Source organism: Micromonospora sp. SCSIO 07396, assembly GCF_053667945.1.
This window is the reverse complement of the sequence record NZ_CM132210.1, coordinates 741,980-754,721: the sequence shown is the minus strand read 5'-3', so window position 1 is coordinate 754,721 and position 12,742 is coordinate 741,980. Positions and strand designations below refer to the sequence as shown.

Sequence of the window (12,742 nt, the reverse complement as noted above, 5' to 3'; positions counted from 1 at the left end):
GCGATCAACTTTGACGCAAACCTCTTGATCAACTGACGCAAATCTCTTGATCACCGGAGCGAGGGGCGGGAGCGAGCGGCGGGAGCGAGCGGCGGGGACGGGAGCGAGCGGCGGGGACGGGAGCGAGCGGCCCGGCGGGACGGGGGCGCCGGTCAAGGGCGGCCGGGAGGTGGGGAGAGCAGGGAGGGTGGGGAGAGTGGGGAGCCGGGGTTCAGGTGAGGTGGGTGTGCCAGGTCAGGGCGGCGGGGTCGGTGAGGGAGGCGACCTGGTCGATGATGACGCGCAGCCGGGCGGGGTCGTCCCCGGCCTGCCGCCACAGGGGGGCGAAGACCGGGTCGAGGGCGTCCGGGGCGCGGTCGGCGAGCACGGTGACCAGTTCGGTGAGGACCTCCCGCTGACGGTCATAACGGGCACGGGCGTCCGGGCGGCACATGACGTACCGCCAGGCGATGCCCTTGAGCAGGGCACACTGCGCCCTGATCCGGCGCGGCACGACCAGGTCGGCGGCGTAGCGGTGGTGTGGGCCGGGACCGAAGCGGTCCCGGGTCGCCCCGACCACGGTCGCCACGAACCGGCCGGTGAGCACGCTGGTGGTGGCCTTGAGGGCGACCTGCGCCCGGTGGCTGCCGTCGTACCCGGCCAGCGGGGTGAGCACCGGGTCGGCGAGCAGTTCGACAAGTACCTCTTCGAGGTCGCCCGGGGACTCCCCGGAGTAGACGTCGGCCACGTCGACGCAGAGCGCGGCGCGTTCGTCCGGGTCGTGCAGGAGGGGACGCAGCGAGACGTAGCCGCCGTGGATGCCGTCCTCGACGTCGTGCACCGAGTACGCCACGTCGTCGGCCCAGTCCATCACCTGCGCCTCCAGGCAGCGGCGGGCCGCATCGGACGGGTCGGGATCGGCGGGGGCGGGGCTGCCGGCGCGCAGCCAGTCGAAGACCGGGCGGTCGTCGCCGTACACGCCGAACTTGCGCAGCCCGGGGCGGCGGGGCCACGGGTACTTGCTGACCGCGTCGAGCGCGGCGCGGGTGAGGTTGAGCCCGGCCGGGCTACCGTCCGGGGCGAGCACCTTCGCCTCCAGCCGGGTGAGCACCCGCAGGGTCTGCGCGTTGCCCTCGAAGCCGCCGCAGGACGCGGCGAGCCCGTCGAGGGTGTCCTCGCCGTTGTGCCCGAAGGGCGGGTGCCCGAGGTCGTGGGCCAGCCCGGCGGTGTCCACCAGGTCGGGGTCGCAGCCGAGCCGGGCCCCCATCTCCCGGGCGATCTGGGCCACCTCCAGCGAGTGGGTCAGCCGGGTACGCAGGAAGTCGTCGGTGCCGGCCACGTGCACCTGGGTCTTCGCGGCGAGCCGCCGGAACGCCGCCGAGTGCAGCACCCGGGCCCGGTCCCGCTCGTACGGGGACCGGCCGTGGCCGGTGTCCTTGGGCGTCTCCTCGACCCACCGCTGCGCGTCGGCCGGGTTCCCCTCGACGCCTGGTGGTCGGGTGGGCGGCTCCACCATCCGGCCTCCCCTCCACGTCGTACCCCATGGTCGCGGGAGCCCAGGTTACGCCGCGCCGCGCCGCAGGGCGCGCGCACCGGGAACCCCGCGACCCGGCCGGGCACCGACGCCCCGTGCCGCCCACCGGCGGTGGGCCGGTGGGCGGCACGGGCGGTCAGCGGCTGTCGGAGCCGGTGGTCTCGATGGCGGCCCGGCCGGCCTCCAGCCGGGCGACCGGCACCCGGAACGGCGAGCAGGAGACGTAGTCCAGCCCCACCTCGTGGAAGAAGTGCACCGAGTCGGGGTCGCCGCCGTGTTCGCCGCAGACGCCGAGCTTCAGCCCGGGTCGGGCGGCCCGGCCCTCCTCGGCGGCGATCCGGATGAGCCGGCCGACGCCGTCGCGGTCGATCGACTCGAACGGGGAGATGCCGAAGATGCCCAGTTCCAGGTAGCGCCAGAAGAACGCGCCCTCGACGTCGTCGCGGGAGAAGCCCCAGCCCATCTGGGTGAGGTCGTTGGTGCCGAAGGAGAAGAACTGCGCCGCCTCGGCGATCTGGCCGGCGGTCAGCGCCGCCCGGGGTACCTCGATCATGGTGCCGATCAGCACCTGGACGCCGCTGTCCCCGACCACCTCGGCGATGATCTTCTCGGCTTCGGCGCGTACCGTCTCCAGCTCCTGGACCGCGCCGACCAGCGGGACCATGATCTCCGGGCAGGCCGTGCCGCCGTCGCGGGTGACCGCGACGGCGGCCTCGGCGATCGCGCGGACCTGCATCGCGAACAGGCCGGGGATGACCAGGCCGAGGCGCACGCCGCGCAGGCCGAGCATCGGGTTCTCCTCGTGCATCCGCCGGACGGCGGCGAGCAGCGCCTCCTCCTTGGCGACGTCCTCGCCGCGTTCCTGGGCGACGGCGACGTTGACCGCGAGTTGTTCCAGCGGGGGCAGGAACTCGTGCAGCGGCGGGTCGATCAGCCGGACGGTGACGGGCAGTCCGGCCATCTCGCGGAAGATCTCCACGAAGTCCTGGCGCTGTAGGGGCAGCAGAGCGGCGAGCGCGTCGGTGCGCTCGACGTCGGTGGCGGCGAGGATCAGCCGTTCGACAAGTTCCCGCCGGTCGCCGAGGAACATGTGCTCGGTGCGGCACAGGCCGATGCCCTCGGCGCCGAAGCGCCGGGCACGGGCCGCGTCGGCCCCGGTGTCGGCGTTCGTCCGCACGGCCAGCCGCCGCCGCGCGTCGGCGTGCCTCATGATCCGGTGTACGGCCCGGACCAGCGCGTCGTCGGTCCGCTCCGGGTCGAGGGTGCCCTCGAAGTACTGCACCACCTCCGACGGCGTGACCGGCACCTCGCCCAGGTAGACCTTGCCGGTGGTGCCGTCGATGGAGACGACGTCGCCCTCGGAGACGGTGCGCCCGCCGACGGTGAACCGCTTGGCCGGCACGTCGACCTCGATCTCGTCGGCCCCGGAGACGCAGGTCTTGCCCATGCCCCGGGCCACCACGGCGGCGTGGCTGGTCTTGCCGCCGCGCGAGGTGAGGATGCCCTGGGCGGCGATCATGCCGTTGAGGTCGTCGGGGTTGGTCTCCCGGCGGACCAGGATCACCGACTTCCCCTCGGCGGCCAGCTCGACCGCGCGGGCGGAGGTGAAGACCACCGCGCCGGACGCGGCACCCGGGGAGGCCCCGATGCCCCGGGCGACCGCCTCGATCCCGTGGTCGAGCTGGAAGCGGGGGAACATGAGCTGGGCGAGCTGCGCGCCGTTGACCCGGTGCAGCGCCTCGTCGAGGTCGATCAGGCCCTCGTCGACGAGCTGACCGGCGATGACGAACGCGGCGGCGGCGGTGCGCTTGCCCACCCGGGTCTGGAGCATCCAGAGCTTGCCGCGCTCGATGGTGAACTCGATGTCGCAGAGGTCCCGGTAGTGCCCCTCCAGCCGGGCCATGATGTCGAGCAGCTGGTCGTAGGAGGTCTTGTCGAGCTGCTCCAGCTCCTGCAACGGCACGGTGTTGCGGATGCCGGCGACGACGTCCTCGCCCTGGGCGTTGGCCAGGTAGTCACCGTAGATGCCCTGCGCGCCGCTGCCCGGGTCGCGGGTGAAGGCGACTCCGGTGCCGGAGTCGGGCCCGAGGTTGCCGAAGACCATCGCCACCACGTTGACGGCGGTGCCCAGGTCGGCGGGGATGCGTTCCTGGCGGCGGTAGAGGATCGCCCGCTCGGCGTTCCACGACGCGAAGACCGCCCGGATGGCCAGGTCGAGCTGCTCACGCGGCTCCTGCGGGAACTCCCGCCCGGTGTGCTTGGCGAAGATCTTCTTGTACGTCTCCACCAGCCCGCGCAGGTCGTCGGCGTCGAGGTCGAGGTCGTCGTGGGTGCCCTTGGCCCGCTTGGCCTCGTCGAGGGCGTGTTCGAACTCCTCGCCCGGCACCTCGCAGACGGTCTTGCCGAACATCTGGATGAGCCGGCGGTAGGAGTCCCAGGCGAACCGGTCGTTCTGCCCTGCCTGCTCGCTCAGTCCTACGACGCTGCGGTCGTTGAGCCCGACGTTGAGGACGGTCTCCATCATGCCGGGCATCGAGAACCGGGCCCCGGAGCGTACCGAGACCAGCAGCGGGTCCTGCGGATCGCCGAGGCGGCGGCCCATCGCGCGTTCCAGCGCCTCCAGGTGGGCCTCGATCTGCCCGGCCAGCCCGTCCGGTTCCCGCCCGGTCGCCAGGTACGCCTGACACGCCCGGGTGGTGATGGTGAAGCCCGGTGGCACCGGCAGGCCGAGATTGTTCATCTCGGCGAGATTGGCACCCTTTCCACCGAGCAGGTCCTTGAGATCCTTGTTGCCCTCGGCGAAGTCGTAGACGTACTTGTCCGTCTCGTGCGCTGTCACCAGAAGCCTCCCACGCGCGCCGGAATTGACACTTAACGAAGGTTCAGTTCTGACTTACCCCGGAGCCGACCACCGGATATCCGGCCTGGTCAGCGTTCGGTGGGCGAAGGTTAAGCGAACATCAGGCGGGCTGGGACCGTTCGGTGACAATAGGCACAGCCGTCCCGACTATCCGCGTTCACGCGGGTTTCTGGGAACGCTTCCACGAGCACGATCACGCAATTCCGGTTCCCCCTCGTACTCTTGACGTCACCCGTTGCGCCAAACCTGACCTTTGCCATATCCCTCGCGAATACACCCCTTGGAGCCGCCCCGTGTCGCGTACCCCACGTACCGGCGTCGCGCGCGCCGTCACGCCGGCTGCGGGCGCGCTGGCGCGCAGCGCCGCGCAGGCAGCCGGACGGCTGCTCACCCCGCCGACCGTCGGCCTGGGCGACGTGGTGCCGGCGCCCGCGGCGGTCCGGCCGCGACCGGCCGCCGACTTCGTCCTGGCCGCCGACGCGGCGATCCGGGTCAGCGCCGACGCGGACGCCCGGGAGGTCGCCGACCACCTCGCCGAGCTGCTCCGCCCGGCCACCGGCTACCCGCTCCCGGTCGCCGACCTGCCGCCCGCCCCGGGCCCGCTCCAGCTCACCCTCTCCGCCGCCGCGCCACACGGCCCGGTGGCGACGGTGTCCGGCGACGCCGAGGGCTACCGGCTCGACATCGACCCCGACACGGTACGGATCACCGCCGGCACCGCCACCGGCCTGTTCCACGGCGTGCAGACGCTGCGGCAACTGCTGCCGGCGGCCGTGGAGAGCCGGACCCCGGTGGCGCAGCACTGGGTGGTGCCCGGCGGCAGCATCGTCGACCGGCCCCGCTTCCCCTACCGGGGCGCGATGCTCGACGTGGCACGGCACTTCTTCGGCGTCGAGGACGTCTGCCGGGTGATCGACCACCTCGCCCGGTACAAGCTCAACCACCTGCACCTGCACCTCACCGACGACCAGGGCTGGCGGATCGCGGTCGACTCCTGGCCCCGGCTGGCGACCGTCGGCGGGCGTACCGCGGTGGGCGGCGGCCCCGGCGGCTGGTACACCGCCGCCGACTACCGGCGCATCGTCGCCTACGCCGCCCGGCGGCACGTCACCGTCGTCCCCGAGGTGGACCTGCCCGGTCACACCAACGCGGCCCTCGTCGCGTACCCCGAGCTGGCCCCGGACGGGGTCGCGCCGCCGCCGTACACCGGCACCGAGGTCGGCTTCAGCTACGTCGACCCCACGAACGAGCGCACGTACGACTTCGTCGCCGACGTGCTCGGCGAGTTGGCGGCGCTGACCCCCGGGCCGTGGCTGCACATCGGCGGCGACGAAGCGTACAAGGTCAAGGGGGCGGCGTACACCGGGTTCGTGGAGCGGGCCCAGCGGATCGTCGCCGGGCTGGGCCGCACCGTGGTCGGCTGGCACCAGATCGCCCCCGCCGGGCAGGTCGACGGGCGGGTGCTGCAGTGGTGGGGCACCGACGGCGACGACCCGGCGGTGGCCGAGGCGGTACGCCGGGGCGCCCGGGTGATCCTCTCCCCCGGCAACCACGCCTACCTGGACATGAAATACGCCCCGGACACCCCCATCGGGCACGACTGGGCGGGCCTGATCGACGTGCACCGCGCGTACCACTGGGACCCGGCGACCCACCTGACCGGCGTCCCCGCCGAGGCGGTGCTGGGCGTGGAGGCCCCGCTCTGGACCGAGTCGGTCACCTCACTGGCCGAGATCGAGTTCCTGCTCTTTCCCCGCCTGCCCGCCCTGGCCGAGCTGGCCTGGTCCGCGCCGTCGACCCGGAGCTGGGCGGGCCTGCGGGCCCGGCTGGCCGGCCACGGCCCGCGCTGGCACGCAGCCGGCATCACGTTCCATCCGTCCCCGGAGATCCCCTGGCCCGCCGGGCCGGCCGACCAGGCCCTCACCCCGGCTGCGGACCCGCACCGGGGTCCCGTCCCCCACCAGCCCGCGCCCGGCCGGGACCACACCGCGCCGGACACCCGCTGACCCACCCCTGCGGACCGCTGTTCGGCCCGCCGCCGCCGGCGGCTACCGCTCCCCCTGCGCTACCGCTTCTAGGACCACGATCCGTCACATTCGACGCAGGCGGCCCTACGTCACATTGAGTAATCGATTTCGGGCGGCAATCGCAGCCACCCTCCGCCCCCGCGCCGCCAAGAGCGACCTGACCTGCCCGTTCATGGCAGCCCCCGCCAGCCACCACCGACCCCCTCGACGACCTTTGCTCTGCTGCCGCATAGGCACCAGACACCCACGGTGATCGTCGCGCGGAGAGCAGCAGAGCAAAGGATGCCGGCGGGTCATCGTGGTGTCGGCGAGATACCACGCTGAGTGACCGGATGATTGATCGGGCTCAGAGGGGCACGCCCTGCGTTCCGCCGGCGGCGCGGGCCGGCTCAGCCGCCCGAGTCGTCCAGCTCGGCGCCCTCGGGGACGGTGTCGTCGTCCCGGCTGGCCAGCCAGCCCTCGGGCAGGAAGACCTTGCCTGGAGAGTTCGTCCGGCCGCGCGGCTGCCCCAGGGCGGCCACCGGGAACGGTTCGGCCGCGTCGAGCTTGCCGAGCAGGTCGTCGAGCTGGGCCAGGCTCTCGATCATGGCGAGTTCCCGGCGCAGCTCACTGCCCACCGGGAAACCCTTCAGGTACCAGGCGACGTGCTTGCGGAAGTCGGTGCAGCCGTCCCGCTCACCCCGCGCCGGGGTACGCGAGCCGGCGGTGAACTGCGCCACCAGCAGCTCGGCGTGCCGCCGCATGGTCACGGCCACCTCGCCGAGGGTCGGCAGCCGACGCTCCGGGCGGCCCTCGAACGCGGCCTGCAGGTCGGCGAAGAGCCACGGCCGCCCCAGGCAGCCCCGGCCGACGACCACCCCGTCCGCCCCGGTGTGGGCCACCATCCGCAGCGCGTCGTCGGCCTCCCAGATGTCACCGTTGCCGAGCACCGGCACGTCGAGCGCCTGCTTGAGGGTGGCGATGGCATCCCAGTCGGCGGCGCCGGAGTACCGCTGCGCGGCCGTCCGCCCGTGCAGGGCCACCGCCGCCACCCCGGCGTCCTGGGCGGCAAGCCCCGCCTCGACGTACGTCAGGTGGTCGTCGTCGATGCCCTTGCGCATCTTGACGGTGACCGGCACCCCGGCCGGTGATGCGGCGTCCACCGCGGCCCGCACCAGCCGGGCGAACAGCCGCCGCCGCCAGGGCAGGGCCGACCCGCCACCCCGCCGGGTCACCTTGGGCACCGGGCAGCCGAAGTTCAGGTCGATGTGGTCGGCGAGGTCCCGTTCCACCACGATCCGCACCGCCTGGGCGGTCACCTCCGGGTCGGTGCCGTAGAGCTGGAGGCTGCGTGGCCGCTCGTCGGCACCGAAGGCGATCATGCGCAGGGTCTTCGGGTTCCGCTGCACCAGCGCGACCGTGGTGATCATCTCGCAGACGTAGATGCCGCCGCCCTGCTCCCGGCAGAGCTGCCGGAAGCCGACGTTGGTGATGCCGGCCATCGGGGCGAGCACCACCGGCGGCCACACCCGGTGGGGGCCGATGGTGAGCGGGCGCAGGACAGGGGCGGGACTGGTCACGTACCCAAGAATCCCATGCCGCCCCCGATGGCGACCGGTCAGGAGCCGGCCGGCTCCGAGAGGATCAGCCCGGACACGTCGACGATCACCGCGGCGTTGCTGTTGACGTAGACCGCGAAGCTCAGCCCTTCGCCGTTGTACGCGCCGAGCTGCACCTCGACCAGGTTCGACAGGATCTGGTTCGGACCCCACCAGTTCACCGACGAGGTCTTCGGCCGGGCGATCGACGAGCTGTGGGTGATCAGCACGCCAGACGAGATCGTGCCCGCCACGGTGACGTTGACGTAGGCGGCGGTGGCCCGCTCGGCGAGCGCCCGCGGCACATTACGCACGGTGAGGTGGATCGTCTTGCCGGCGTTGAGCTTGCCAGCCGTCACCACCGACGTGGGGCTCACGATGTTGTGGGTGTAACTGATCAACGAGCGGGTGTCGAGGATCCGCACCGGGGCAACCGCCACCGTACTGTTGGCCCAGCGCGACGTGTTGACGTAGGCCTTCGTCCCACCCTTGCCACCGATCACCAGGTCGCCGGCCGGCGTGAGCGCGAGCGATCCGGTGGGCAGGTCGGTCGGAATCGCGGCCTCCGGGGTCGGCGTCAGCACCAGCGGCGGGTTACCCCCGGCCTGGGTGAGCGCCAGGGCCGGATTGGTCGAGGACCCGCCGACGAGCAGGGTCTCCGCGGTGCCGGCATCATTGACCTGCCCGATCCGCACCGCTTCGCCCACGGCGGCGTTGGCCGGGGTGGAAACGACGGTCGCCGCGCCGACGCCCACACCGGCCACCACGCCCGCCTTGATGATCCGACGTCGGGTCGGCGACGAGTTCCCGTCGGCGCTCATGCTGGTGTTCCCCTCAGCTGCGTGGTCACGCACCGGTCCGCACCTTCCGGTCGGCCCGCTCGGCGGCCGTCCTGATCTCACGGGCCCGCACGTCGGCGGTGCCCGAACCGGCGGCGCGTCCCGCCCGGCCCCCCTCCGGGTCGTTGATGACGGCGGCATCCGGATGCCAGACCAGTAGTCCGGTCACGTCGAGGATCACCGCGGCGGCGCTCTTCTGCACGTAGATCGCGACGACGTCCTCGTAGTACTCGCCGTCGACGGTCTCGTAGGCGCCCAGTTGGGTGAGCACACCGTTGGAGAGCAACTGTCCGGCACTCCACCAGTTGATCGTGGAGGCGTTGGGCAGGTCGCCCCGGCCGAAGACCGTCGCGAAGCCGCCCTTCGCCGTCTTGGCCACGGTGACGTTGCCGAACAGTCCGTCGCCGTACTCCACGATGTCGCGCAGGTGCACGACCAGCAGGGTCTCTGCGGCGGCCCGGCCCTGCGAGTCGATCCGCTGCGCCCCCTCCAGTAGCCGGGCCCGGCCGGCCGGGGAACGGGTGTCCAGGATGCGGGTGGGCGGGATCGGCACCAGCATGGTCGAGTTCGCCGTGGTGTGCGCCTCGTATGTCCGGACGTTGCCGTTGGCGTCGGTGGCCAGCACACCCAGGCCCTTGACCGTGGAGATCACCCCACCGGCCACATCCTGATAGTTGCTCTTGCGCTGCACCTGCAGTGGGGCACCGGTGCGGTTCTGCAGGGTCAGCGCGCAGGCACCGTCGGGTGCCGCGGTTCGCAGCGTCGTGGCGGCGGAGCCCTGATTGGGCAGGCCGATGGTGAGCGGTTCCCCGTTGGCCGCCGCGGCCGGCGCGGCGTGCGACGGTCCCGTCCGGCCCACCCACGCCCCACCGCCGGGTCGGACCTGACTCGGGTGACCGACCAACAGGCTGGTCAGATCGACGATCACGTGGGTCGGCGAGGTGGTCGACTGGATCGTGATGACGCTGCGGTACGCCCCGGTCGCCCCCAGCTCCGTGAAGAGGAAGTTGGACAGGATGGTGCCGGCGGTCGACCAGTTCACGGTCGACACCGCCGGCTTGGGCCCGGTGCCCCAGACGGTGAGCACACCGGAGCCCGTCATCCCGACCACGGTGACGTTGCCCTTCATCGCGTAGCCGTCCCGGACGTAGGAGTCCAGACTGACGACGATGGGCTTGCCGGGCACGACCCGCCCCGTCGGGTCGAGGGTTCCGGCACCGGAGACGATGTGCCGCCGAAGGTCGACGTCACGGGTGTCGAGCACCCGGGTGGGAGGGACGGCGACCGAGGTGGTGGCCCACTCGCTGGTCCAGGCCCAGCCGTTGGTGCCGTTCGCGCCGCTGTCCGCGCCGGCCCGGACGAACAGGTCACCCTCATGGTCGACTGCCAGCGTGCCCACCTCGGAGTCCAGCACCTGCGGGTAGAGGTCGGTGCCGGGCATCAGCCGTAGCGGGGCACCGACCGGATTCTCCAGGATCAGGGTGGCTCGGTCGTTGTAGCTGTGCAGCGTGGTGGTGGCCGGGCCGGCTTCGTTCGTCGTACCCATGATGAGCTGGTCGCCCGGGGCGGCCTGGGCGGCACCGGGCAGGCCGACGGTGGCGGCGACGCCCGCGCCGGCCGTGGTGGCGGCGACCGTGGCGGCCCGGCGCAGCAGCCGCCGCCGGTCCGGGTCGTGGCCCTGACCCTCGCCCTGGCCTGCCACGTGGTCCGGTTGCGACGCACGCGTCATGTACACCCCCGTGTAGAGATTCAACGCGGGGAATGCTCGCACGGGATCCGGGCGGGCTCAACAACCGGACGGTCGAAGATGTCGACCGCTGACCGGGCCACGCCGGCCCCGACCCGGTCAGCGGGGCGGGGCCGGTACGACGGCGGTCGGGGTCAGCAGCCGGGCAGGCGCTCGATCAGGTAGCGCTCGACCTGGTCGAGGGCGACCCGCTCCTGGGCCATGGTGTCCCGGTTCCGCACGGTCACCGCGTCGTCGTCGAGGGTGTCGAAGTCGACGGTGACGCAGAACGGGGTGCCGATCTCGTCCTGCCGGCGGTAGCGGCGGCCGATCGCCTGCGAGTCGTCGAACTCCACCACCCAGCGCTTGCGGAGCTGGGCGGCGAGCCCCTTGGCCTTGGGCGAGAGCGCCTCGTTGCGGGACAGCGGCAGCACCGCCACCTTGACCGGGGCCAGCCGGGGGTCGAACCGCATCACGGTGCGCTTGTCGACGCCGCCCTTGGTGTTCGGGGCCTCGTCCTCGTCGTACGCCTCCAGCAGGAAGGCCAGCACCGCGCGGGTCAGGCCGGCGGCCGGCTCGATGACGTACGGCACCCAGCGCTCGTTGCGGGTCTGGTCGAAGTACGACAGGTCGACACCGGAGTGCTTGCTGTGCGTGGCCAGGTCGAAGTCGGTGCGGTTCGCCACGCCCTCCAGCTCGGCGAACTCGGTGCCGCCGAACCGGAACCGGTACTCGATGTCGACGGTGCGCTTCGAGTAGTGGGAGAGCTTCTCCTTGGGGTGCTCGTAGAAGCGCAGGTTCTCCTCGGACAGGCCCAGGTCGAGGTACCAGTTCCAGCGCTCCTGCAACCAGTACTCGTGCCACTGCTCGTCGGAGCCGGGCTCGACGAAGAACTCCATCTCCATCTGCTCGAACTCGCGGGTGCGGAAGATGAAGTTGCCCGGGGTGATCTCGTTGCGGAACGACTTGCCGGTCTGCGCGATGCCGAACGGCGGCTTCTTGCGGGCGGCGGTCGCCACGTTGTTGTAGTTGACGAAGATGCCCTGGGCGGTCTCCGGACGCAGGTAGTGCAGGCCCTCGTCGCTCTCCACCGGGCCGAGGTAGGTCTTCATCAGGCCGTTGAACATCTTCGGCTCGGTGAAGGTGCCCTTGTTGCCGCAGTTGGGGCAGTTCAGCTCCTGCAACGAGGTCAGCGGCTTGCCGTGCTTCTCGGCGTACGCCTCCTCCAGGTGGTCGGCGCGGAACCGCTTGTGGCAGGACTGGCACTCGGTCAGCGGGTCGACGAACTCGGCGAGGTGGCCGCTGGCCTCCCAGACCTTGCGGGCGAGGATGACCGCCGAGTCGAGGCCGACGACGTCGTCGCGCTGCTGGACCATCGCCTTCCACCACTGCCGGCGGACGTTCTCCTTCAGCTCCACGCCGAGCGGACCGTAGTCCCACGCCGACCGGGTGCCTCCGTAGATCTCGCTGGAGGGAAAGACGAAGCCTCGGCGCTTGGCGAGACTGACGACGGCGTCGATACGGTCGGCTGGCATGTTTCCTCCTACGCCGGCTGGCGGTCGGCGTGGCCATGAAGACGGGTGGGACCGGACGGCCCGGGACAACGGTACGACCAGCAGCGCCCCGGGCCCAGCAGAATACCGCTGACGGCTCAGCTGACCCCGCAGACCTCCATGCCACCGCTCTGCTGGTCGGCGGCGAGGGTGACCTGCTGGGTGTCCCGCCCGCCGCCGCTGAAGGTGACGTCGACCGGCACGGTCAGGGTCTGCGGGTCGACGTCACCGACCCGGTAGCTGGCCACGGCCGGTTCCTCGGCGACCCGGCGGGAGAACTCGCCCCGGGACTCCCGCCGCCGCGCGTCCTCGCAGAGGGTGTCGTACGCCTTGCCGTACTCCTTGGCGACCAGGGCACGGTAGTAGTCGTCGGTGACCGCCTGGCCCTGTTCCTCGATGGCCTGCACGTTGCTGACCACCAGCCCGACGGCCGCCGCACCGCCACCGCCGCAGCAGATCAGCAGGGCCAGCGCGCCGACGCCGAGGCCCAGCCAGAGCCGCTTGCGGCTGCCCTCGGTGGGCGGGGCGGCGAACGGCGGGGCCACCCCGGGACCCTGGGGCGGCGGGGGCACGCCCGGGTCCGACGGCGGGGTGGGCACGCCCGGGTCACCCGGCGGGAGGCGCGTCCCCGGGCCCCCCGGGCCGGC

General features: G+C 72.2%; 8 protein-coding genes. 1 reads left to right on the top strand and 7 read right to left on the bottom strand.

Features of this window, described 5'->3' with window-relative positions:
• Positions 1–211: 211 nt before the first annotated feature.
• Together ACWCHM_RS03485 and ppdK are read right to left on the bottom strand one after the other, a co-directional pair.
• Positions 212–1,495: a deoxyguanosinetriphosphate triphosphohydrolase gene (locus ACWCHM_RS03485; protein WP_454221472.1), complete on the bottom strand. Its 1,284-nt coding sequence runs from the start codon at positions 1,493–1,495 to the stop codon at positions 212–214.
• A gap of 154 nt (positions 1,496–1,649) precedes the next feature.
• Complete coding sequence (gene ppdK / locus ACWCHM_RS03480; RefSeq protein WP_454221471.1) at positions 1,650–4,352, bottom strand: pyruvate, phosphate dikinase; 2,703 nt, start codon at positions 4,350–4,352, stop codon at positions 1,650–1,652.
• Positions 4,353–4,666: 314 nt separating this feature from the next.
• On the opposite strand from ppdK, the gene ACWCHM_RS03475 reads away from it, so the two are divergent.
• Positions 4,667–6,379 (top strand): beta-N-acetylhexosaminidase, encoded by a 1,713-nt coding sequence (locus tag ACWCHM_RS03475; protein ID WP_454221470.1) that lies wholly within the window; start codon positions 4,667–4,669, stop codon positions 6,377–6,379.
• 410 nt (positions 6,380–6,789) lie between these two features.
• On the opposite strand, the gene dusB is transcribed toward ACWCHM_RS03475, so the two are convergent.
• The 5 genes from dusB to ACWCHM_RS03450 form a co-directional block, all read right to left on the bottom strand.
• Positions 6,790–7,959 carry a tRNA dihydrouridine synthase DusB gene (dusB, locus tag ACWCHM_RS03470; RefSeq protein WP_454221469.1) on the bottom strand — a complete coding sequence of 390 codons (1,170 nt, stop codon included), beginning with the start codon at positions 7,957–7,959 and terminating at the stop codon, positions 6,790–6,792.
• A gap of 38 nt (positions 7,960–7,997) precedes the next feature.
• Positions 7,998–8,798, bottom strand: a complete 801-nt coding sequence (locus ACWCHM_RS03465; protein WP_454221468.1) for a hypothetical protein — start codon at positions 8,796–8,798, stop codon at positions 7,998–8,000.
• A gap of 25 nt (positions 8,799–8,823) precedes the next feature.
• Positions 8,824–10,545: a hypothetical protein gene (locus ACWCHM_RS03460; RefSeq protein WP_454221467.1), complete on the bottom strand. Its 1,722-nt coding sequence runs from the start codon at positions 10,543–10,545 to the stop codon at positions 8,824–8,826.
• 152 nt (positions 10,546–10,697) lie between these two features.
• Complete coding sequence (locus tag ACWCHM_RS03455) at positions 10,698–12,077, bottom strand: glycine--tRNA ligase (protein WP_204926316.1); 1,380 nt, start codon at positions 12,075–12,077, stop codon at positions 10,698–10,700.
• Positions 12,078–12,193: 116 nt separating this feature from the next.
• Complete coding sequence (locus ACWCHM_RS03450; RefSeq protein WP_454223006.1) at positions 12,194–12,667, bottom strand: Rv0361 family membrane protein; 474 nt, start codon at positions 12,665–12,667, stop codon at positions 12,194–12,196.
• Positions 12,668–12,742: the final 75 nt, after the last annotated feature.